We start from the raw sequence: 24615 nt of genomic DNA, 5'->3' as shown, positions 1-24615 counted from the left end.
AAAAGCCGCTTTGTTACAGCGACTGGTCAAAAAAGGAGCATAACTTAAAGACCGAAAATAATCTGAACCGTAGATAGCAGTATTAGTTCAGACAGGGTTTAGTTAAAAGCCCGAGCAAGTCTACCTTCACCAAAGTATTCGTAAACTTTTGTAGAATTACAGACAAAAACTGATTCTCCGGCAGCAACAGTAACGACATCGGAACCATGACGAATAGCACAGTTGCCTTCAATGCAAAAAAGAATTTCAGCACTCCGCACATATTGCCGACGTTCAGTCGTTTCTACGTTGACGATCTCAAAGCTGAAATCTTCGACTGGGATAGGATACGCAGTTTTGTTTTCAATATTGAAAGGCTTGAGTATTAGCTTATCGCGGTCTGTCGAAATAAAGTTGGTATTGGCAATCAGTTCAGCGATATCCATATGTTTTGGCGTTAAACCCGCTCGCAGCACATTGTCAGAGTTGGCCATAATTTCTAAGCCCGTTCCTTTGACATACGCGTGAGGTGTTTCTGCATGCAGAAACATCGCTTCGCCAGGTTCAAGCTCAACAATGTTGAGCAACAATGGAGAGAACAAACCAATGTCATCTCGATAATCTTGGCGAAACTCTTTTATCAGCTCAAACGCTTCACGTGCTTTCGCTGTTTTTGCTGGTTGATCAACTGCTTGTAACAACTCAGCAAGAGCGCGTTGTTTACGCTCAGCAGAGAGATTCATCACAACATCAAAGAAGGCTTTCAACCCCGTTGAGGTAGGCTGAAGAATGAGCTTTTCAAGGTCTACACGGAGTGTTTCAACCTTAGCTTGGTCAAATAGGCTGACGATTTCTTCTATGGTACGAAAGCCGTTCATCGCTTTGTAGAAGGTCAGCGCATAAACCAGTTCTGGCTTATGGTTGTCATCTTTGTAGTTACGACTGCTATCGGTTAGTTGGAGGCCTTGCAAATTCTCTTTCTGATAACCCTCTATCGCTTTTTCTCTACTAGGATGAACTTGAATAGAAAGTGGCTTTTCGGCTGACAGCACTTTAAAGAGAAATGGCAAATCCCCAAATCGTTCAACGGTGTAATCACCAAGCACGTTCGCGGGATCAGATTGGATGAAATCGGACAACAGCATACCTGTATGAGCCAATTTTGAGCATCCATTTGGATGTGTGCCCATCCAAATTTCAGCTTGAGGTACTTGCTCTGGGTTATCGATGCCAAAAAGTTCAGTGATGGCGGTTTGGCTACCCCAAACATAATTCTGAATGACATTTTCAAGTTTAAAGATAGAGTTATTCATTTGACACTTCCACACTGGCAAAGCACATCCCCAAACGAATCGCTGAGGCGATATTTCTTGAGGTTCTAGTTACATTTTTCTCAGCTTCTTCTAAAACGTTTTCTAGCGTTTGAGGCGCGCGAACGGTCCCAAATAGCGGATCGATTCGGCTGTAAAGTTCGTCCACTTCTTGACCGAGAGATCCCGCCACACCAATGACAGGAATGCCTCTCGCGTGTGCACGTTTTGCAATGCCAAATGGCGTTTTACCTTGCAAGGTTTGGTTGTCCATTTGTCCTTCGCCAGTGATGATCAGATCGGCATCTTTGATGAGTTCATCGGCATTAAGTGTATCGAGTACCATTTCAATACCCGATTTCATTTCCATATTGAACAACAAAGAGAGCCCTAATGGTGTTCCTCCCGCAGCGCCAAAACCAGGTTGAGATATGGGATCTGCGCTCTGATACGAGGAAGAAACATTAGCGAAATTTTCCAATGCTTTATCGAGACTGACGATCATTTCGTCACTTGCCCCTTTCTGCGGACCGTAGACATGGCTAGCGCCAGCTTTACCACATAAAGGGTTGCTCACATCACAAGCAACAATAAGTTGTACCGATTTACATCTCGGATGGATTTTTTCAAGATTGATCGACGCCAGATGTTCTAACGCGGCGCCTCCTTTGTCGAGTTCATCTCCATTGCTATCGAGTAACATTCCGCCAAGCGCTTGCACTATCCCAGCACCGCCATCGTTTGTTGCACTGCCCCCTAAACCAAGAAGAATTTTATCAACACCGGCATCCAGTGCGAGCCTCAACAACTCTCCGGTTCCGTAGGTTGACGTTATCATTGGGTTTCGTTCGCTTGGCAGCAGCAAATCCAACCCTGATGCGGCAGCTACCTCAATAAGTGCTGTTTTTCCTTCATCCAAGAGCGACCACTTGGCATAGGTTTTTACTCCAGTTGGCCCATCTACTAGGGAGACTTTCCATGAACCGTTGAGGCCAAGCGTCAAAACATCCACCGTCCCTTCGCCACCATCGGCTAACGGCAAATGCTCGTAGCTGGCCATCGGAAAAATATCGCGAAAACCCCGTTCAATCGCGACGCACACTTGCTTCGCTGTAAGCGATTCTTTAAACGAGTCGGGAGCAATAACAATTTTCATGTGATTAACCTTAATACGAGACAGAGAGGTCAGGTCAAACACCCCATATTTTTATGAGGCGGAGACTGCTCTAGAACTTCACTTGGAAAGATTTAACCTGACACGGTTTCAGCGTGCCAAACGATGCCATTTCTACCTCATTTGGTAGTACTTTCTCGTCTAGCTGTGTTTCTTTCCATGACGTTACTTCTGAAGTAAACGTCACTGCATCGTTAATCACTTCGCTCTCTGATGGGTTATAGACGCGCAGGATGAGTGCATCCTCGTCTTCCGCTTTCTTCAGTACGCTCAGTACCGCGCCTTCAAGCGTTTTGTTTAGCAAGCTGTGCGTTAGTGGTAGGTTTTGCTCGCCTACGTTCAGCTTCATCGCGTTGTAAGGGATCTTGTTGTAGCACTGGATTGGAGTCACGTTGTCACGAGCCGCTGCCATTACGTTTGCTTCGATGTGGTTGCCCGCGAAGCCGAATAGCGCAAACTCACAAACGATCTTGCCGCGCACTTGTGAATCTGGCGTCGGGATCTTGATACCAGATGGACGACCTGGACGAAGCAACAACTCTTCTTTACCCAGTACGCCAATACCACGTAGAAGGGTTAGGGCGAATGTGTCACGCTCTTCATTGCCTTGGCTTGAAATCACTTCAAACTCACGCAGACCGTTGCTCATCAGTGCCATACCACCTTGTGCGTTTTCAACCGCGGCAAAGTTCATTAACTGGTAAACCGGCACCGGTGCTTCTTTCCAGCCATCTGTTTCCCAATTCGCCATTTCTGGATCGTTCGTTGGGCGAGTGATCAAACCAAACTGGTTGTCTGCTACTACGGTCTCAGACACAAACGGCGTTGGTATCAATACGCGAACGCGGTGGTCGTCAGCTTGGTTATCCAACTCCATGCGAACTTCAATACGGCGTGTACCTTGTTTTAGAATCACTTGGCAGTTCACGTCTAGGTAACCGTTTTGACCTGTGCGCTCTTCACGTTGTTGTAGGTTCTCTGGCAAATTCATGCGCAGCTTGATGGTTGCCACAGATTGGAAACCTTCGTGCTTCACATTCACTTGTGCATCAAATTCGTCTGAGTAGAGTCGCCACTCTTTACGAGAAGGTGAGTAGTCGTATTCGTCGCCATCGTCAGAGCCGTCTTCAATGCGCAGTGCTTGTTCGTAAAGGTGCTCTGTCTCTTTGTCGAAGATGTTCAGAGTGCCGTTTGCATTTACGTTGATGCGGTAGAATTCGTTCTCCAGCTGGCTATTTTCATATGAGAAAGCTTTCTGCTCAGCCACTTTTTGCGTGCCTTTCTCATTCGCTTGAATGTGTAGGGTAGTGAAGCCCATCGCTGGCACAGTGTGCTTGATTTGAATGTCGTATTCGATGAACGGGTCGTAGTTACCGTAGTGAACGATTTGACGGTCAATCTTACCTGGATCGATTACGCGTTGATCTTGGATGAAGTACTCAACTGGCGTGCCGTTTTCATCAAACAGGTTGAACTGTTCTGCACGGATAGTGATGGTGGTGTTTATCACTTCTTCACGAGCATATGGCGATAGGTTGAATAGTGCTAGCTTGTCGCAACCTTCGCGCGCTGGCATGTGGTCAACAATCTTACGTTTGTAGAAGTTGATCAGGTTGGTCGCCATGTCGTCCGCAAGGATGTAACGATTCAAGATCTCTGCGTGTACTTTGTCTGAGCAGCAGCAGCCAATCGAGTCGTGAGCATGGTTCTTCATGCTCTCTTTCCACATCTTCTCGATTAGACCGTGGTGGTATTCAAAGCCCAGTGTCCATGCGATAGACGCTAATGGCTCAAGGATATTGACGATCTTGTTTTCTACTTCGGCGTGGATCAGTTTAATGTCCATACGCGTTGAAGAAATAGTACGGTGAACACGCATGTATTTACCGTCGTTGAACTCGCCTTTGATGGTATCAAGCTGATCGCGCTCGGCTTCAATACGCTCAAACACTTCTTCAAAGCGGCTCATTTTGAATTCTTTGTCTGGGTAGATTTCACGTAGCTTATCCATCACCTCGAAGATGTCTTTTTGGATAGGCATTTGGTCGTGACCGTTTGGTAGCAGGATGTCTTTGGTTACCGACGGTTTTTCTAGCACTGGGAAGTACTTATCTAGACGTGCGCGCAGACCTTCTTCGTCTTGCGGTAGGTATTTACCAATCGCGTAGCCCAGTGGCAATACTTGCGCAGAGACTTCGCTGCCATCGTTTGATTGCCACAAGAACTCGGTTTTATCTGTGCCGTGACGCTCTGAACAACCACGCCAGAACATGGCGCGATTGATGCCAAAACCGTTGTAGATAGCAGGTAACTGAGAGCTCATAGAGAATGAATCTGGCAGGTAACCAATCTTCATTGGCTCGCCTAGCGCTAGACAATCGCGCAATCCGTAAAGCATGTTACGTACGATAGATTCGCCAGATACTTGCATTGTATCCGTTTGAGAGTACCAAGGGCCAACAATCAGCTTGCCTGCTTGTACTAGCTCACGTACGCGCTCTTTGTTTTCTGGCTTGATTGCGAAGTAATCTTCCAGAACTGCGGTTTGACCGTCTAGAACGTAGTATTTGTAGTCTGGATCGTTTTCCAGACGAGTCATGATTTCTTCCATGTTGTTCACTAGCAGAATGCGAGACTCTTCTGTAGTGAAATACCATTCACGATCCCAGTGCATGTGAGGAGTTATATGAACGCGAGATGTTGTCATAACTGTATTACCTATTGAGCGATTTACCAATTAAGTAAAGAGGCCCGAAATTTGAAAATATGGGGATTAAATCTTGTTACTAACTTGTTCAGGGCACAGTCAACCTGTGCCCTGTGCTATTTAGCGTTAGTTTGAAGTCGCAGCCTGAGCGTCAAATTGACCCTTTTTAACTGCGTGAGCTCGCCAACCGATAAGCATCGTGGTTGAAATTGCAGTACCAATGAGAGCAGCACCCAGCCAGATTGCACCGGCACCGAATGCACCAATTTCTGCGCTGTAATCGAGTAGGAATAGCGATACGATACCCGCACCCGGCGCTTGTAGACCGATACCCGCGGCACCTACGATGGCACCACAAACTGCCGAGCCGACTAGGAATGAACCGATTACGCGTACTGGATCCTCAATCGCCATAGGAATCGCACCTTCAGTGATACCTGCAAGACCCAACAACCAAGTTGACTTACCCGTCTCAATCTCGAAGTCTTTAAACAGACGTGGACGAAGCATAGTCGAGAATGTCACTGTAAATGCCGACACCATTTTCACGGAGGCAAAGATTGCATAGGGCGCAAAGTTACCGTTCGCCATTGCACCCACACAGAACAGGTATGCAGCTTTGTTGATTGGACCACCAAGGTCAGACGATACAAACAGACCGATTACCGCACCTAGGATGATGGCATTGGTACCAGATAGACCATTAAGGAAATCTGTCAGCCCTTGGTTAAGCCATGCGACAGGTTTACCCACCACAAACAGCATCAAAGAACCAACAATCAAGGTGCCGAGTACTGGGTAGAGGTAGAAGGTCAAGAAACCATTAAAGGCAGGGCTAACACGAACATTCTCTTTCACCCAACGCATGAAGTAGCCCGCTAGCAAACCACCAGCAACACCACCGAGGAAACCAGCGCCGATTAAGTTCGCCGCAAGACCTGCTGCGAAACCTGGTCCTAATGCCGGTTTATCAGCCAATGAGTAAGCCGTGTATGCAGCCAACACTGGCACCATTAGCACGCCAAGAAGACCGCCACCCAGCTTACGGTACATGTTCAACCAACTGCCCGCCTCGTTATAAAGCGCAAGCATTTCTGGGTTAATACGTGAAAGCAAAACCGCAATCGCCAGCACCGTACCACCAGCCACGATCAGTGGCACTGCAAACGAAATACCAGAAAGCAACGCTTGTTTTACATCCGTTTTCCAAGAGTTACGTTTCTTCGGCGCATCCGTCGCCACGGCACGCTCTGCACCAGAACCATTTTTTGCCGCTTCTAACGCTTCATTAAGAATGCGTTCAGCGTGTTTAATCGGCTCTGCAACTGGCACTTCAACGCGAGGAATACCGTTAAATCGCTCTAGCTCTTTGATGGCGACTTCTGCCGCAAATACGCAAGCATCTGCTTTATTAAGTTGCTCAGCCGTTAAGCGAGCTTCAATACCATTCGCACCTTGTTTTTCAACATGAACATTGATTCCAAGCTTCTTACCCGCTTTTTCTAGGTATTCTGCAGCCATATAAGTGTGAGCGATACCAGCAGGACATGCCGTCACACAAACAACCGTTGGCGCACTTGTATCTAAGTTGTCTTGTTCAACAACAACTTCGTCAGGCTTATTGAACAGCGCCAGAAGTTCATCTGTGGTAGTCGCATTCAGCACCGCTTCACGAACATCGTCATCAACCAACGTTGTTGTTAGCTCGGTAAGCAGGTGCATGTGAGTAGAACCTGCTTCAGCATTTGGAATAGCAATCAGGAAGATCAGATTCACATCTTCATCTTCATCTAAGCCTTTCCACTTTAAATCTTGTTTTAGTGTCGCCACCGCGAAGGCAGCTTCTTTTACTGCATCTGTTTTACCATGAGGTACCGCCAGGCCTTCGCCTAAAGCGGTTGGTCCTTGTTCTTCACGGGCAAATACCGCATCTAGGTATTGTTGTTTATCGTGCAGCTTGCCTTGTTGTTCTAATTGTTCAGCCAGCGCACGGATCGCTTCGTCACGACTAGCAAAAGTCGTCTGTAGGTTAATCAGCGATGGGTGGGTTAGAGAAGTCAGATTCATAACGTTTGTCCCATTGTCACATTATTCATTGTTGTCCGTACAACAATGAGACCAATAATACCTATTAAATACAAATTATCCGCGATCTGGATCTCATTTGAATCAAAATATGTATTATTGTTGTATTGCTTTATTTAAAGCTATATCAAACAACCGCTTGTCATATTGAATCGAATTCGTATGATACGATTAACTATAGCGTATATAAGTGTTGTTCCATCAAATTGAGTCGTATCGGAACAGTGTAAGAGAGGTAGCCATGGCAAGATTGCCTATGTATCGACAAATCGCAGATGCCATTCGTGGCAAGATCAGCTCAGGTGAATATAAAGTCGGTGACGCCCTTCCCACTGAGGCACAATTACGAGAAGAGTTTTCCGTTAGCCGCGTGACCGTTCGCCAAGCGATTAAATTGCTCGTTGAAAGCGGCGAGCTAGAAAGCAAGCAAGGCAGCGGCACTTACGTAAAAGAAAACAAAGTTAACTATGATATCTACCAGCAAAGCAGTTTTGCTGAAAAATGGTCTCATTTGGATTCAATCATTCGTAGTGATGTTCTAGCCTTTGAGATTCGCAGTGCCTCGATATCCATGGCTGAAATACTACAGATCAATGAAGGAGACAGAGTTTTTTATGTAAAGCGTGTCCGTTATGTCGATGATAACCCCATTACAGTAGAAGAAACTTGGTTACCGACAGAAATGTTTCCTGACTTGACGTATCAAGTCATGAAGGGGTCAAAGTACGATTACATAGAGAAGCATAAAGGGTTAATTATCGATCGCAGTGAACAAGAGATCATTCCAGTACTCCCTCCACAAGAGATCGCCATTTTACTTGGCATTGATGCATCACAACCCATTATAGAAAAACGTACTCGTAGCCATCTCCAAGACGATACTGTGTTTGAATACAGTCGTAATTACTTTAAATCCAGTGAATATAAGTTCACCTTAATTGCCAAGAGAAATCGTCATTAATGGTCTATCGAGATCAAATAACATGTTAATCGTTGCCCCTAGAAACGTGTGAACAACACAAAAAACCGCGCCGAAAAGTGAGATCTAGCGATGCGTGAGGATCAAAAAAGGGCTCTTGCGAGCCCTTGTTCAATGTTCTTTTTATTTAGGCATTTTCTAGCTGAGCAACCATGCTACGCGCCACCGCTTCGGCCACTTTGATGCCGTCGATACCCGCAGAGAGGATACCGCCTGCATAACCTGCACCCTCACCCGCTGGGTAGAAACCTTTGAGGTTAACGCTTTGGTATTCTTTGTCGCGCTTGATGCACACAGGAGAAGAGGTACGCGTTTCCACACCAGTCAGCAAACCGTCTTCAGAGGCAAAACCTTTGATCTTGCGATCAAACGCGGGAATCGCTTCACGGATCGCTTCAATCGCGAAGGGTGGCAACGCCTTCTCAAGGTCTGTCAGTTTGATACCAGGCGTGAACGATGGCTCCACGTCACCAAGGGCACTTGGATCGCGACCTTTTAAGAAGTCACCAATTTTCTGTGCTGGTGCGTCGTAGTTTTCACCACCAAGACGGTAAGCATTAGATTCAAGCTCGCGTTGGAAACGGATACCCGCCAGCGGATCGCCCGGGTAATCAATCTCAGGAGAGATGCCCACCACAATCGCACTGTTGGCGTTGCGCTCAGCACGCGAATATTGGCTCATGCCGTTTGTCACAACGCGGCCTTCTTCAGAGGTCGCCGCTACTACCGTGCCACCCGGACACATACAGAAGCTGTAAACCGTGCGGCCATTCTTACAGTGGTGCACCAGTTTGTAATCTGCCGCGCCGAGAATTGGATTGCCTGCGTTTGAACCAAAACGCGCTTCGTCGATCATCGACTGTTTGTGCTCGATACGGAAACCGACAGAGAACGGCTTCGCTTCCATATAAACGCCGCGATCGTGCAGCATTTCAAAGGTATCGCGCGCACTGTGACCCACGGCCAGTACCACATGGCGAGATTTCAGCTCTTCACCGTTAGACAGCGTCACACCCGTGATTTGGCCATCTTCCATATGGATATCGTCAACACGCGTGCTAAAGCGGATCTCACCGCCGAGCTCAAGAATTTTCGCGCGCATTTTTTCGATCATCGTAACCAGCTTAAAGGTACCGATGTGCGGCTTACTCACGTAGAGGATCTCTTCTGGTGCGCCTGCGGCAACAAACTCGGTGATCACTTTGCGGCCGTAGAAATTAGGATCTTTCACTTGGCTGTAAAGTTTACCGTCAGAAAAGGTGCCCGCACCGCCTTCACCAAACTGTACGTTTGACTCCGGATTCAGCGTGCGCTTACGCCAAAAACCGAAGGTATCTTTGGTACGCTCACGCACCTCTTTACCACGTTCAACAATGATTGGGTTGAAACCCATTTGCGCCAACACAAGGCCCGCAAACAAGCCACAAGGGCCAAAACCAATCACGATTGGGCGCTCAGTGAGGTTCGCTGGCGCTTGAGCAACATACTTGTATTCCATGTCCGGCGTTTCACGAACATGGGGATCTTTACTGAACTTCGCCAACAACTTATCTTGGTTCGCCACTTCAATATCCAGCGTGTAGATCAACTGGATATTGGTCTTTTTACGCGCATCGTAACCACGTCTAAACATGGAAAAAGAAAGAACCTGCTCTGCGGGAATGCCGAGCTTGGCGGTAATGGCTTCGAGAAGCGCGCCTTCCTCATGGTCGAGAGGAAGTCGAAGTTCAGTTAAACGTATCATGGGATGTCTCGTTACAGTTGGTGTCTTAGCCTTGCTAAGTCATTTCCTTTTAGGGAAAGCAACCAGCGCAGCTCACAATGGCGCGCATTTTACGAGAAATTGCTTTCTATGTCATACAAAAAGCAGAACTGGGTCATACTAAAAACCAGAACGAGGCAAAGTTCACCATAACAATCGCCGTCACCAATGTTGAATTTTGCCTTGGGATCAGTATCATCCCCCTTCTTCATTTTTGACCGCAACGTGTCATTGAAGAATGTGTTTCACAGAACTAAAGAGCGCTATGTCATGGCATTTGTGGTAACTGATAACTGTATCCAATGTAAATACACGGATTGTGTCGCCGTTTGCCCGGCGGATGCCTTTCACGAAGGGCCGAACTTCATGGTGATCAACCCCATCGAGTGCATCGATTGTGGTTTGTGTGTGGACGAGTGTGCCGCAGCGGCAATCTTCCAAGAAGATGAGCTGCCAGAAGATCAAGTGATCTACAAAGAGCTGAACGCGGAATTGGCAGAGCTCTGGCCTGTACAAACTGAAGTGAAGCCAGCAATGGATGAAGCGGAAAAGTGGAATGGCGTGCCAAACAAGTTGGACATGCTCGAAAGATAAATTTCCCCACCGAGTCGATGGGTTAAGCAGATTCGAGAAAAACGGATTCAATAAAAAAGCGTCGTATTCCACGACGCTTTTTTGCTATTTCACAGCAGCAAAACAATACGCTTAACTGTGCTGACGGCGAATATTGTCGAGAATAATGCCCGTTGCCATCGCCACATTGAGCGACTCTGCCCCACCAAACGCCGGAATGGTGATCTTGTCGGTGACGAACTTTGACGCTTGTTCACGAACACCGTGAGATTCGCTGCCCATCAGCAAAATGCCTTGCGCTGAAAACGTCGTTTTGTGAACACTTTCCCCTTCGAGAAACGCACCGTAAATTGGCAAGTTTGCCTGCTCTAAGTAACTGGGCAAATCAACCAAGCTCACCTGCACACGGCCAAAGCTGCCCATGGTGGCACTGATGGTTTTCGGGTTGTATGGATCAGCGCAATCGCTGCTGGCAATAATGTGTTTGATGCCGTACCAATCCGCCACGCGGATGATGGTGCCAAGGTTGCCGGGGTCAGACACGCCATCAAGGGCGATCATCAAACCTTGTGCTTTTGGCGTTTCAATCGCTGGGATCTCCACCACCGCAATCGCCGCGTTGTTGCTCACCAGCGTGCTCGCCTTCGTCAAATCATCCAGCGATGCTTCAATGCATTCATAACCAGCCAGCTCAACCGCATGTTGCTGTAGAAACTCTGCCGTGGCAAAAACCTGTTTCACCTTGAGCGTGCTGTTGGCCAACTCAAGGACATTTTTTTCACCTTGAACCAGAAATAAGCCAAGCGCTTTGCGCTGTTTCTTTTGCCCCAAAGCTCGAAGCAGTTTTAGTTGGTTTTTTGAAATCATTGCATTGTCCCAGATAAAAGCGTGCGAATTATAGAGCAAAGCCGCGATGAGCTAAAGGGGATTGGCATGTTGTCCTCATACACAAAACAGGAGATGGGGCGATGAATGATGGCGCTTATGGCTATTATCCAGCGATTTCGGCGCATTTGATTACCAACGGTTGCTCGATTTTTGACTTTTAGTTGGAACAAACCGAGAGTGGCAGATTCACGGGGAGTTGGCCTGCATCGCTTTCTAATCGCTAAATGAGACGAGAGCCATTGCTATACCCTTTCAACTTGAAGATGCAGATTTCAAAATCTGAAAATTATCCGTAATTCTGGATACCAGTGAGCCTGCAACTTCTGGCAGCGTTACATTGAAAAATTAATTAATAGCCGTTGTAAATTCTGCCTTCGAGGAGAAGTAAATATTGTTCCTCACATACTCATTCATCACTTTCCATAACCGCTCGATTGGATTTAAGTTTGGGCTGTATGGGGGTAAGTAATGAAGCTCGATATTGAGCACTTTTGCCGCATTTCTTACCATTTCTGACTGATGATAGGCGGCACCATCAAGTACTAGGTGTACTTTTTGCTCCAACGGGTAATGCTCCTTTTTGAGCTTCCAGAAGAAACGCACAATGCTCTCGCTGTTTATCGTGTCATACGTTTCTGTCACCGTTGCGCCAATATTTTGGAGCGGTAACGCACCAATAATATTAAGACGAGTTCGGCTGCCAGTTGTCTCAAGCACTTTGTCTTGGCCTTTTCGTATCCAGCCATAACTGAGTTTGGTTGACTGCGTAGGATGAACGGAGTCCATGAACAACACTGGGTCTTCGCTGTTTCTTAGCGTCTCGTTGTAATGTTCGATAAAGGCTTGCTGCATCTCTGGGTTAAACTTATGCGGTACACCTTTCGGCTTCTTATATGAGAAGCCGTGATGATGTAGCCACTTGTTCATTCCAGCAACGGTATAACGAACACCAAACTCAGCTTGTACATAAGCGACAATTTGGTGAGTATGAAAGTACGTTTTCTCAGCCAGATGTTCGATAAGTTGCATGGTTTGCCCAGCAGAAAGTCGGCTTTGGCTACCACCATTTTCAGGCTTAAGTTTTTCAGAGAGCACATAATCACTGAGATGACGAGCAACGGTCGATTCGTGAATACGAAGAGCTTGAGAAATCATCGCCTGACTCCAACCTTCAGACGCGAGTAAAACCGCTTTGATGCGGTCACGCACTCGACCATCACGAGTTGAATCGTGCATATCTTCGAGTTGTTGTTTCTGTTGAGGAGTCTGTATTATTTTCATGGTGCGTAGCATGATCCTGATTTTATGAGAAATCAATCATCTTCAATGATCACAGGTATATTTAGGACAATTAACTTACTTAGCCGATCAGATCGTAGGTGTCTGATTTAGTTCCCTCGAATTACGCAACAAAGCCAAGAAAGTCGTGTAAAATATCAAGTTCGCACATCTTGTTGTCTGATTATTGATTTTTATCAAAATCATTAGGGGATTTCTCAGCACAAAGCCTATGCAAATTAGTAATATCAATTATCAGTATTAATCACTTCAATAAAATTAAAAAATAAAATAATGTTAACTCGTCTTATTTAGTCCATTTTAAAATCCAATAATTATTAGGAATCAACATGAAAAAGATAGTAATTTCCGTCGCGGCTGGACTCAGCCTTCTATCACTTCCAACATTTTCTGCGGAAGTAACTACTGTAAGTGATTACTTCGATCAGGATGGCATTATAACGACACCAGAAAACTACCCAACCCTCGAATCAGCTCGTCAGTTTTTAAAAAACCAAGAAGTTGTAGGGGTAAACAATTTTCGCCACAAGCGTGAACTAACCCCTCTAGACGAGCAAGATGTGGTGCGAATGAATAGAGACACTTATTACTCCTTAGCGGTAATAGATGTATCGAAGGGAGCAACGATTTCCCTACCGGAGATACCAACAGGCAAATACATGTCTTTTCAAGGTATCACTGAAGACCATCGTATTTTACCAATGCAATATGGCTCAGGCACGTTTGAGCTTAGCACGACGAAAGGCGACCACCTCTACGTTGCTGTTCGCCTAGACTCTACGTTTACAAAAGCTGAAGCCAACGCCATACAAGACAAGATGGTCATCTCGGCGCGATCAGATAAAGAATTCACTGCAGAACAGGTGAATAAAGCCTCTTTTGAACAAACAGAGAATGCTCTTAAAGCTAAAATGCCCGCCATTTTCAAACGCGAAGGGGCATCGGCAATCGTAGGCATGTTTACCGCTCCAAACGATGCATCAAAGGAGCTCTTTACCAAAGAAAAATATACGGTTGGAGCCGCTATTGGTTGGGGTGGTGCACAAATGGTTGATAACATTTATGAAGTATCAGGCAACTACCCAACCAACAAGTGTTATCAAGCAACATTTGAAGACCCTCAAAACCAAGCGTTTTGGTCTGTAACTGTCTATGACAAACAAGGCTTCATGTTCAATGACGTAGCCAACATCAACTCTAATACTGCAGAGCGCAACGCGGATGGCACTTACACGGTCAGCTTTGGATGTGGCTCTGATGAACTAAATAACTTGGAAACTGAAAATAAATCGAATGAATTTAATTTAGCATTCCGCCATTATATCCCTAGTAAAAAGGTCAGGGATGGTTATCGAATTTTACCATTCGTAAAAGAAAAATAATAAAATCTTAAAGGTCACTAAAAGTGACCTTTAATTTTAACGGTAGCCACATCACATAAAAAATATTAACCGCTAAAGTAACCCATCTGACTTCAAACTCTTTAACCCAAAAACTACCTTAAATAACTAGGGTCTGTTGATCTTTCGTGATGATTTTTTGAACGGCATGGTGAAGGTTATAATCATTTCGCCAAAAACAAACACAACTGAGTTCACCATGCCAAGACAATGCTAACTGATAAACGATGGGAAAAGCTACTTCAAGTGATGACGAATACTGGCCGATTTTATAATAAACCTGAGCATCGGATGACTTTCGAAGGGGTACTGTTTCGAATGAGAACTGACGTGCCATGGAGAGATTTACATCCTGAATTCGGTGAGTGGAGTACTGTTTATAGACGCCTCAATCTTTGGGCTAGAAAAGGCATTTTAAAAATACTTTTCAATCACTTATCTAACATGGCTGATTTTGAATGGGTCTTTCTAGACGGTTCAATTGTCCGTGCTCATCAGCATAGTACTGGTGCGGCAACACCAGATAGCGAGTGCATTGGAAAGAGTCGCGGCGGTAATTTAACTAAGATCGACCTAGCTGTAGACAGTGGTGGATTACCTATCTTTTTTGACCTTTCTGAGGGTCAACGACACGATATTGTTCATGCTGAAAGCCTTGTAGGACAGTTAGATGAAGTGAATACCATTGTTTGTGACAAAGGCTATGATAGTGACCCCATACGACATTTTGTCCAATTAAAAGGTGGAACAACCGTCATAGCTAAACGCAACTATGGGCAAGATATAGACAAGGAAAGTATGGATTGGTGTCTATATAAGTATCGTCATTTAGTGGAAAATGCGTTTGCTAAAATCAAGTCTTATCGATCAATATCAACCAGATATGACAAGTTAAAAAGGAACTATGCTAGCATGGTATCGCTGGCATTTATGTCAATGTGGCTACCGATGTATTTCTGAGCGTAAACGTACAGCAAAGTTCAACACGCGCTAAGCTATTCTACAATATCTTTATCGACTTTCCGAATATGAACGTTTTCTAAGGATGCTATGAAAACTATCGAACAAGAGTTATCTCGCATTGATCTCAATCTTTTGGTCTCTTTAAGTGTTCTATTAAAAGAGAGAAATGTAACACGAGCTGCCTCAGCCCTTTATATCTCCCAGCCGGCAATGAGTCGAATTTTAGGAAAATTAAGAGACGTGTTTCATGACCCCTTATTCTATCGGGAATCAAGTGGCTTGGTTCCAACACAAAAAGCAATAGAGCTTGAGAGGGCAATAAGTGAAGTACTCTCAAACATCAAAGACATTGTCGACTCTAGTTCATTCAGCCCTAAAAACTGCAAGCATACTTTTGCGATCTCTGTTCCTCCTCTAATGAGCGAATTGATATGCGGAAAACTTAGTATTGCGCTCTTTAATCAAGCTCCTAAAGCAAGTTTGGTCGAATACCCTCCGACAAAAAAACCAACACAACAATTAGTAGAGAGAACGATAGATTTTACGTTGCATCTAGAGAAGCCAACGAATGAAGTTGATTTTCTCTGTACTGATCTAGGTAAAATCTATCCTGTGTTTTACGCGTGCAGACAGCATCCTTTAACACAAAAAGACTCGGTGACCCTCGAGGATTGTCTAAACTACCGCTTTGTTGATCTAACCTTGGATATTCGTTCCATGTCGGCAACGCATAACCCGGTGGATCAATATTTAGAAAGGCAGGGTATATGCAGAGATATTGTATTTAAAAGCGGTCAACTTAGCACGTTGATAAAAGTGATGAAAGAAACACCAACAATATTGGTCTCCTCCAACTTGCTCGGACAAGTGAGTGATGAACTCATTCCCATTCCATTGACGCAGCAGAGTATCGATTTAGATCTAAACGTCTACTTAATCGAGCATAAAAGGACATTAAACAGCCAAGCTCATCAATGGTTCCGAGAGCTTGTCCTTGAACAAACCAAGTCCATACTGAGCTGTTAATGGGCTAACCGTGTATCGCTAATGCTGAATTAAGAGCATGTGTTTAGTGGGATTGAGAGAAAGAGCATATCTCGCCATCAATGAATCTATAGACAGAGAAACGATTGGGAGACGGTTTATTTCTTCCAACCGTTTTGCTCTTGTTGAAGTAGGCAGAGCTATACCCGTTCAACTTGAAGATGCAGGTTTCAAAATCTGAAAATTATCCGTAATTCTGGATACCAGTGAGCCTGCAACTTTTGGCAGCGTTACATTGAAAAATTCATTAATAGCCGTTGTAAATTCGTAAGCGTATCATAAACCCCGCATTCCAATCACCTAACACGAAGAATTAAGATCAAGTCTCCAACTATGAGGAGATTTGAAATGGTAAAAAGACGCACCAATCAAGAATGGCAAACGCTTATCGAGCTATCTGAATCGAGTTCATTGTCAACGCTTGCATTTTGTAAGCTCAATGAACTCAATCCCTCAACGTTCTATGCCAAGCGCCAGCAACTCAAAAAAACTGATATATCTTTTGGCTTTGTCCGAGCTGAAGTCATTGAAAAGACGACGTAAATTCAGCCTTCGAGGAGAAGTAGATATTGTTCCTCGCATACTCATTCATTACTTTCTACTTTAAAGTAGACATTAAATAGTGACGTGTCGGAATCCCCCATAACAACTTAAAATTCGATGAACTAGAAATTTGGCACGACTGGTATCAAATAGTGATACTAAATAGCTGTGCTTAGATGTGGAACGATAACCTGTAAAAGGAAGTGAACTCGGTACTGTTTGAGCAATCGCAAACTGACAGCAGCAACGACAATGCAATAACACCGAGTCACATCACTTGTCGTCATTCTCGCACAAGCGAGAATCCATTCATCCGCGTCCACCGCATGAAGCTTTTGCCGGTGCACTTACCGCAACATAGACCAAACCGACAGCAACACGTAAACACAGTCGTAACACTGAGCCAAGGTAGTCACTGTACGATGGGTCCCCGCGTTCGCGAGGATGACGAGCGAAGAGGCTATTTGAGCAAAGTGAGTTGAAAAACGTTAACGGTAACATGGAATCATCAATGCAAACCAATGACATCAGTCTGGCGCAGCGCCAGACTGATGCTTGTTCGGGTTAGGCTTGAGCCAAAGAAGCCGTTCCTTTTACCTCGGATTCAACTGCAGACTTATCAAACCCTTCATGCAGATGGTAGTAACGTTGGTAAATCACAGCACTGATGGTCATCATGATGGCAGGTAAACCAATCATCATAAATTCAAGCCCCATGATAGTGCTTGCCGATTGCTCTACGTTGGGTACGTAACCGACAACCGACAGACCCACACCTACAATGAAGCCACCTGCTGCGCCTGCGAATTTCACAAGCATGGTTTGTACTGAGAAGATAACACTCTCGCTACGACGACCGGTTTTGTGCTCACCGTAGTCCACAACGTCCGCCAGCATTACCGTTTGCAGCGCGTTCGCAATACCTACACCGAATTTAATTGCCGCACCAGCCATACCAATCATCAGTGCGTTGGCTGGTGCAACGAAGCCCATCAGTAGCAGAAGCACACAAGACAGAATTGGGAAGCCACAAGCGATAGGCCATAGCAACTTGCGTGGTAGTAGAGCAGCAATGCGAGGGAACAAGAACACACCCGCTACTTCTGCCGCGCCTGCCACCGCCATGTAAACTGGGAATAGCTCTGCGTTGCCCAGAGCGTAAGAGAAGTAGTAAATCGCAAAGCCGCCCACCAATAGGTTCGCAATTTGGAAAGAGAGAACCGTGCCAATCAGCGCTTTAAGCTGGTCGTTTTTGCCAATGATGGTCAATACGTCTTTGAAGCTGAATTTCTCTGCGGGTTTCGCGTTAGCTGGCGCCGCTTTCTCTTTGACGTTACGAGCAATCAAAAATGCGCTCATCACAAAAAGAACCGCAATCAACATCGCAACATTAAAGAAACCGTCACCTTGGTTGCCGTTACCCAACTCGCCGACAATGTGCAGACCGTAAGTCCCCGTAATGAACCATGCAAGGCTTGCAAACAGGCGCGGCCATACCACCAGCTTCTCACGCTCTTGGCGAGAACTTGATAGCGCCGGAATCATTGACCAATAAGGAATATCCATAATGGTGTAGGTTAAACCCCAAAGGATATAAGCCGCGGCCGCGTAGATGTAAAGCGTCGTCCCTTCAAACATGTGCGTACTAAAAAGGCCAACTAAAACGAGCGCATTTAACAGCGTACCAATCACAATCCAAGGGCGGAACTTACCGAACTTAGAACGTGTATTGTCGACGATCACCCCCATCATTGGGTCTGTAATCGCATCGATAATACGTGCAGCTAAAAAGATGGTACCGACGAAAGCGGCAGACAAGCCGGCCACGTCCGTAAAGTAGAACATTAAGAAGATATAGATTGGGGCACAGGCAAAGTCTTTACCCAGTGCGCCAAGACCGTAGGACAGCTTGGTTTGTAGCGTAATTTTTTCAGACATAATCATTCCTTAGTATCGTATCGCGCAGCACTCCCTAACGAGAAGCCATCACGTCGACGTCTTTTATTTAGTTTTCGATGCTCATGCTACTCACCGACAGGATCCCTTACTGTGATCCATTACCACTTTATGGAAACGTTTACAGTTCAGTTTTCAAAATGAGACATTGAACAATTTTATTATGACCAACTTCCAGAAAATAACGTTCAATTCCCTAACTTTAGCATCAAAGTTCATCAATAAGTCATGATAACGATTTCATAAAAAACAAAAAACAACGCAAAAAGCCGTACAGATCGGGCCTCTGTACGGCAATAAAAACAAAGAAGAAACAACGAAGGCGTCTTAGTGAATACGTTCGAACATCAACAACATCGCACTTTCTGCATCAAGAATTGGCATGGTTAAACCGACCTCTTCACACCATGCGCCGGACAGTTCGCAGCCCGATTCTGTCCAAGGTGGTTGGTAATTCACGATGTCATCGTAGTTAGACGGCTTATCCAATACCGTCACTCGATATGTGGCTTGTGGATCTAAACCCGGTATGCGCAAATGCCCACTGAGAGAGTTCGTCGGCATCGCGAGCTGAGCAATCATCACCACCGCTTGCGATTGATCGTTTGCTACCACCGCATGAATTTGATGCGCTTTATCATCGGTTGGTACACGCCAAGTTCTGCCACTGTGTAGCAGTGGACGCAGCATTTTGTGCAGTTTGATATAGCGCTCAAAGCCTTCTTTCTCGGCTTGCGCTTCTTTGACCGGATCAAGTTCAATCCCCATATGGCCGAACAGTGCCGTAAGCCCACGGAACTCGATACTATGGCGACGGCGCGTGCTATGACAATGGCTGGCACCAATATGGCTGCCCATCACCTCCGGCGGGAAAAAGTAGCTCATACCACGTTGAATCGTTTGGCGCTCAAGTGCGTCATTGTTGTCTGAAGCCCAGAATCGATGCGTGCGTTTCAGCACTTCAAAATCAATACGACCACCACCTGCCGCGCAAGATTCAATCTCGACTTTCGGGTGCTTTGCGCGAACTTTATCGACTAACTGATAGTAACGTTGTGTTTGATTGTGCCCTGCCGCTTGGCCTAAATGCGCTGGCTGCACCACTTCACGGTTCATATCCCATTTGATGTAGGCGATATTGTAAGTCGAGAGGAAATGATCCAACCGCTCAAACAGGAAGTTAAACGCATCATCGTTTTGTAGGTTAATCACATACTGGTTGCGACCGGTTGGCTGTTGGTAACCCTCAACGGCCAATAACCAATCAGGGTGCGCGCGATACAAATCTGAATCTTTGTTGATCATCTCCGGTTCGAACCACAAACCAAACTCCATGCCCAGTTTGTTGACGTGCTCGACGATCGGTTGCAAACCATTTGGGTACTTGGTTTCACATAAGAACCAGTCCCCTAGCCCAGCTTTGTCGCCGTTGCGTCCTTTGAACCAGCCATCATCAATGATAAAGCGTTCTACACCCATCTCTGCCGACTGAGTTGCCATTGACATGATGTACTCTGGATCGTGATCGAAGTAGATGCCTTCCCACGTATTGAGATGAATAGGGCGCAGCTTGTTGGTGAAATCCTTAGGCAAAATGGAATCACGAACGTGCGAGTGAAAATGGTGGCTCATGCCATTCAAACCACAATTGCTGTAGCTCGCGTACAACCACGGCGTGGTCAGGCTTTCGCCTTCTTTTAGTGTTACTTCACCTGGAAGATAAATCACCTCTGCTTGCATGTAACGGCGACCATCGGCTTTGACGTCCACACGAAGCCTATGATTACCACTCCATGCGAAATGGAATCCCCATACATCGCCACTCATTTCGTCAAAATGCGCGCTGCCAGCAACCAACGCAGGATAATGTTCATGGGAAGTGCGTCCACGACGGTTCTCTTGTTGGTAGCCGCCTTGTAGCAATGGCTGGCGCACCGTTTGGAACTCATGAACCCAACGGCCGTAGTAAGTCATCAACTCATTCGCACGGGAAGGCAAAGGCAAAGTGTTCGCTAAGCGGTTCACTTGGTATAGACCCGCTTTAATGTTGGTGAGTGTGTGGCGCGTTTTGACCACATCATGCAGATCCAGCATCAGCTCGGTTGTCAGGCGAAGGCCCGCAATCGCATCTTCGCTTTGAATGATGATGGAACCTTGGCCATGTTCAATATGGGAGATGACAAACACGGGAGCCCAATCTTGGCCATCACGATGCCCTTCCACACCCGGGCTACTGAACACACCACGGCCAAGTTCAGGATGCAGTGTCATCGCAACATCAGTATCAAGGCGACCATATGGCACAGGGCGATGCAGTGCAATGCGAGCACTTTCAAGCTTCCCTTGAATCTTGTTTCCCCAGTGCAGAATCTCCGCGTATTCGCCGAGCTCGACCATCAACTGAGTTTCCCGACCGCTTAACTCAATCACTGTTTTGTTCGTCATCATGCCTTACCTAAAAACGAGAAATTACGCCGCATCATAATGAAACGGGCAAAATAATCTGTGAGCCACTGCAAAATCATGAAAACGTTTCCAGATTTATTCAAACTCAGTGCCATCGTCACCTTTAAAACCAAGACCGAGGCTCTTATCCAATATTTTAAGCACTCACACGCATCACCATGTCTGGTGGCAAAACAACGATCATTCTCACATTGCTATGGATTTATCTTGTGCGAGTGGAAAAATGCCACACGCATCATGAAAACGTTTCCAGATCTTCATTACACTCAGGCTCAATTAAGAACTTGTTACTTGCTCTCGCAGCTCTAAAACACGCTGACTTATCCGCCTGCAGGTAACATCAATCATATAGGCACCACATGACTGCATTTTCAGAAATTCTCCAACGACGCGACTGGGAAAACCCGCAATCCGTGAACATTCACTGCCTAAAGGCACACAGTCCGCTCGCCAGTTTTCGCGATATGGCCCACGCTCGCGATGGTATTCACGCCCAGCGCCAATCGCTAAATGGACAATGGAAATTCAAACTGTTTGATGCGCCAGAGCAGGTGGAGGGCCAGTTCACGCAGGCCGATTTCAATGACGCTGAATGGGATGAGATCCCCGTGCCGTCCAACTGGCAACTGCACGGTTACGACAAACCCATTTACGCCAATATTAAATATCCATTTGACGTGAACCCGCCGTTCGTGCCCCGTGAAAACCCAACCGGTTGTTATCGCACTAGGGTATCGTTGTCGCCAGAAGATTTGCTCAACACCCAACGCATCATCTTCGACGGTGTGAACTCGGCGTTCCATCTTTGGTGTAACGGCACTTGGGTTGGCTACAGCCAAGACAGCCGTTTACCTGCCGAATTTGATCTCACATCACACCTAGTTGCGGGGGAAAACACACTTGCGGTCATGGTGATGCGTTGGTGCGATGGCAGCTATTTAGAAGACCAAGATATGTGGTGGTTAAGTGGTATCTTCCGCGACGTGACTTTGCTGTCTAAACCACAACACTGCATCGAAGATGTGTTCATCACGCCGGATCTCGACGCCTGCTATCGCGACGGCTCACTCTCCGTTGTCACCACCATTACGGCACCAGAAACCTATCAAGTACAGGTTCAATTGTTTGAGGGTAAGCAAGCGGTCACTGAGCCAAACATCGCTCGCCCACACAACCGTCGCATCGACGAGCGTGGTACTTGGAATGATGTGGTATTCCAAACCTTGCACCTGCGCGAACCTAAAAAATGGAGCGCAGAAACGCCGAACCTCTACCGCTTAGTCGTTTCACTGTTGGATGAAAACGGCACGCATCTCGAGAGCGAAGCGTACCCAGTGGGTTTCCGTAAAGTGGAAATCAGCGAGGGTCAGTTGAAGCTCAACGGCAAGCCGCTGCTGATCCGCGGGGTCAATCGCCACGAGCATCACCCAGAGCTGGGCCATGTGATGACCGAAGAGGATATGATCCGCGACATCTGCCTGATGAAACAATACAACTTCAACGCGGTGCGCACCGCTCATTATCCAAACCATCCTCGTTGGTACGAGCTGTGTGACCAATACGGCTTGTACGTGTGCGATGAAGCGAACATTGAAACCCACGGCATGCAGCCAATGAGCCGCTTATCGAGCGATCCGCAATGGGCACATGCATACATGAGTCGCTACACCCAAATGGTCCTGCGCGATAAAAACCACCCCTCAATCATCATCTGGTCTTTAGGTAATGAATCGGGCCACGGCAGTAACCACAACGCCATGTACGCGTGGTCGAAAAACTTTGACCCGTCACGTCCTGTGCAATACGAAGGCGGCGGTTCAAACACCAGCGCCACCGACATCATTGCGCCGATGTACGCTCGCGTGAATACCCTTGTTGCCGATGAAGCAGTGCCAAAATGGCCAATCAAAAAATGGATTTCGCTGCCTAACGAAACGCGCCCATTGATCTTGTGCGAATACGCCCATGCGATGGGCAACAGCCTGGGCAGTTTTAATGACTACTGGACGGCATTTCGTGAGTTCCCACGCCTACAGGGCGGCTTTATTTGGGATTGGGTCGACCAAGGCTTGAGCCAATGGGATGAAAATGGCCAACACTTTTGGGCCTACGGCGGCGACTTTGGTGATGAAATCAATGACCGTCAATTCTGTATCAACGGTTTGATCTTCCCCGATCGCACCGTGCACCCCACGTTGGAAGAAGCCAAATATTGCCAACGTATGCTCACCGTATCGCTGCAAGCACAAACCCAAGCAGCCTGCGCACTGTTGGTGACCAACGAGAACCTATTCCGAGCCACCGATAACGAGCAACTCAACTGGTCCCTATTGGAAAATGGCCAAGTCATCCAAACGGGTTCGCAAGTGCTTAATGTAGAGGCAGACAGCCAAACAAGCCTTGAGATTGCACTGAATTTCACGCCAAAAGCGCAGGCGCAATACCACTTAAATATCGACATCTGCCTTATTGAATCGACGTCATGGGCTCCCGAAGGCCATGTGGTGGCGACAGAACAAATAGCGCTGCGCAATCACGCTGGCCTTGCCATGCCAACCTTGCGCACACAGCCGGCACCCAAGCTGACCCAAAACGGCCACGCCATTGTGGTCCGCAGTCTGGATGAAAAGCATCAATGGCGCTGGGATAGCCAAAGCGGCTTGCTGGTGGAATGGAACGTGGATGGCAAAGCGCAAATGCTGGCCGCGCCGCAAGACAACTTCTTCCGCGCCCCGCTGGACAACGACATCGGCATCAGTGAAGTGGATAACGTAGATCCCAACGCTTGGGTATGCCGTTGGGAGATGGCGGGCATTGGTCAGTGGCAGCGTCACTGTGTTCATTGCGAGAGCGAAACGCTCGCTCACGCCGTAGTCGTGACCAGCACGTTTGCCTACCACTTTGGCGGCGAAGTGCAAGCCATTACCAAGTGGACGCACACACTCAGCAACGATGGCGAGATGCAATGGGATGTTGATGTCACACTGGCAGACGCTCTGCCGCCAATGCCGCGTATTGGCTTGGAGTTGCAACTGCCTCTTAACCAAACCGACACGCCGATCACATGGCAAGGCTTAGGCCCATTTGAAAACTACCCAGATCGCTTAGCCGCAGCACGTTTTGGCTTGCATACACAAACGCTGACGCAGATGCACACACCGTACATCTTCCCAACCGACAGCGGCCTGCGTTGTGGCACGCAATGGTTGCAAGTGAACGAATTGGCCATCTCGGGTGACTTCCAGTTCAGTGTTAGCCAATACGCTCAGCAACAATTGGCAGAAGCGAAACATACCCATGATTTGGTAGCACAAGAGCAGATTTACCTGCGCCTAGACCACCAGCACATGGGGGTTGGCGGTGACGATTCTTGGAGCCCAAGTGTGCACAAAGAATTCCAACTAACCGAGAAACACTACCGCTACCAGTTGCGATTTAGCCCGGCTTCGCGCTAGCGCTCACTCGCCTCCAGGCTTTCCTTCTAAGC

At 46.7% G+C, this 24615-nt stretch carries 14 protein-coding genes and 3 pseudogenes; 7 read left to right on the top strand and 10 right to left on the bottom strand.

The window, feature by feature from the left end:
• Nucleotides 1–98 precede the first annotated feature (98 nt).
• The 4 genes from manA to mngA form a co-directional block, all read right to left on the bottom strand.
• Nucleotides 99–1292: a mannose-6-phosphate isomerase, class I gene (gene manA, locus CIK04_RS12460; RefSeq protein WP_046029548.1), complete on the bottom strand. Its 1194-nt coding sequence runs from the start codon at nt 1290–1292 to the stop codon at nt 99–101.
• Entirely contained in the window at nt 1285–2445 is a 1161-nt protein-coding gene (locus tag CIK04_RS12455) for a glycerate kinase (protein WP_080533553.1), read from the bottom strand. The genes manA and CIK04_RS12455 overlap by 8 nt, the downstream gene beginning before the upstream one ends.
• A gap of 70 nt (nt 2446–2515) precedes the next feature.
• The gene (gene mngB, locus CIK04_RS12450) at nt 2516–5170 is read right to left on the bottom strand and encodes a mannosylglycerate hydrolase (RefSeq protein WP_097352505.1); all 2655 of its coding nucleotides are present in this window, start codon (nt 5168–5170) and stop codon (nt 2516–2518) included.
• A gap of 126 nt (nt 5171–5296) precedes the next feature.
• A complete protein-coding gene (mngA, locus tag CIK04_RS12445; protein ID WP_038939173.1) occupies nt 5297–7237 on the bottom strand; it encodes a PTS 2-O-a-mannosyl-D-glycerate transporter subunit IIABC in 1941 nt (646 codons plus the stop codon).
• Nucleotides 7238–7496: 259 nt separating this feature from the next.
• Between mngA and CIK04_RS12440 the strand changes: the two genes are divergently transcribed.
• Complete coding sequence (locus CIK04_RS12440) at nt 7497–8216, top strand: GntR family transcriptional regulator (RefSeq protein WP_165387740.1); 720 nt, start codon at nt 7497–7499, stop codon at nt 8214–8216.
• Nucleotides 8217–8361: 145 nt separating this feature from the next.
• Here CIK04_RS12440 and CIK04_RS12435 read toward each other — a convergent pair whose 3' ends face one another.
• Nucleotides 8362–9978, bottom strand: coding sequence for an NAD(P)/FAD-dependent oxidoreductase (locus CIK04_RS12435; RefSeq protein WP_097352504.1), 1617 nt, complete (start codon nt 9976–9978; stop codon nt 8362–8364).
• 288 nt (nt 9979–10266) lie between these two features.
• On the opposite strand from CIK04_RS12435, the gene fdxA reads away from it, so the two are divergent.
• Nucleotides 10267–10590, top strand: coding sequence for a ferredoxin FdxA (gene fdxA, locus CIK04_RS12430; RefSeq protein ID WP_011082218.1), 324 nt, complete (start codon nt 10267–10269; stop codon nt 10588–10590).
• 111 nt (nt 10591–10701) lie between these two features.
• Here fdxA and CIK04_RS12425 read toward each other — a convergent pair whose 3' ends face one another.
• Together CIK04_RS12425 and CIK04_RS12420 are read right to left on the bottom strand one after the other, a co-directional pair.
• A complete protein-coding gene (locus tag CIK04_RS12425) occupies nt 10702–11436 on the bottom strand; it encodes an RNA methyltransferase (RefSeq protein WP_011151593.1) in 735 nt (244 codons plus the stop codon).
• 273 nt (nt 11437–11709) lie between these two features.
• Nucleotides 11710–12738, bottom strand: a pseudogene (locus CIK04_RS12420) (IS630 family transposase).
• 347 nt (nt 12739–13085) lie between these two features.
• On the opposite strand from CIK04_RS12420, the gene CIK04_RS12415 reads away from it, so the two are divergent.
• From CIK04_RS12415 to CIK04_RS12405, 3 genes are all read left to right on the top strand, one after another.
• On the top strand, nt 13086–14138 hold the full coding sequence (locus CIK04_RS12415) for a DUF1214 domain-containing protein (protein ID WP_097352503.1): 1053 nt from the start codon (nt 13086–13088) through the stop codon (nt 14136–14138).
• Nucleotides 14139–14366: 228 nt separating this feature from the next.
• On the top strand, nt 14367–15116 hold the full coding sequence (locus CIK04_RS12410; RefSeq protein WP_097352502.1) for an IS5 family transposase: 750 nt from the start codon (nt 14367–14369) through the stop codon (nt 15114–15116).
• A gap of 90 nt (nt 15117–15206) precedes the next feature.
• A complete protein-coding gene (locus CIK04_RS12405) occupies nt 15207–16145 on the top strand; it encodes a LysR family transcriptional regulator (protein ID WP_097352501.1) in 939 nt (312 codons plus the stop codon).
• A gap of 168 nt (nt 16146–16313) precedes the next feature.
• Here CIK04_RS12405 and CIK04_RS12400 read toward each other — a convergent pair.
• A pseudogene (locus tag CIK04_RS12400) lies at nt 16314–16427 on the bottom strand (IS630 family transposase); the annotation flags it as partial.
• An 84-nt stretch (nt 16428–16511) separates the two neighbouring features.
• On the opposite strand from CIK04_RS12400, the pseudogene CIK04_RS12395 reads away from it, so the two are divergent.
• Nucleotides 16512–16775 (top strand): annotated as a pseudogene (locus CIK04_RS12395) (hypothetical protein).
• Nucleotides 16776–17270: 495 nt separating this feature from the next.
• Here the strand turns inward: CIK04_RS12395 and melB are convergent.
• Complete coding sequence (melB, locus tag CIK04_RS12390; RefSeq protein ID WP_038964342.1) at nt 17271–18644, bottom strand: melibiose:sodium transporter MelB; 1374 nt, start codon at nt 18642–18644, stop codon at nt 17271–17273.
• Between the two features lie 345 nt (nt 18645–18989).
• The gene (locus CIK04_RS12385; protein ID WP_176463329.1) at nt 18990–21107 is read right to left on the bottom strand and encodes an alpha-galactosidase; all 2118 of its coding nucleotides are present in this window, start codon (nt 21105–21107) and stop codon (nt 18990–18992) included.
• Between the two features lie 380 nt (nt 21108–21487).
• On the opposite strand from CIK04_RS12385, the gene CIK04_RS12375 reads away from it, so the two are divergent.
• Entirely contained in the window at nt 21488–24583 is a 3096-nt protein-coding gene (locus CIK04_RS12375) for a beta-galactosidase (RefSeq protein WP_097352498.1), read from the top strand.
• Nucleotides 24584–24615 lie beyond the last annotated feature (32 nt).

Source organism: Vibrio sp. 03_296, from assembly GCF_002265885.1.
The sequence above is the reverse complement of the archived record's forward strand: the minus strand, read 5'-3'. Positions and strand labels throughout refer to the sequence as shown.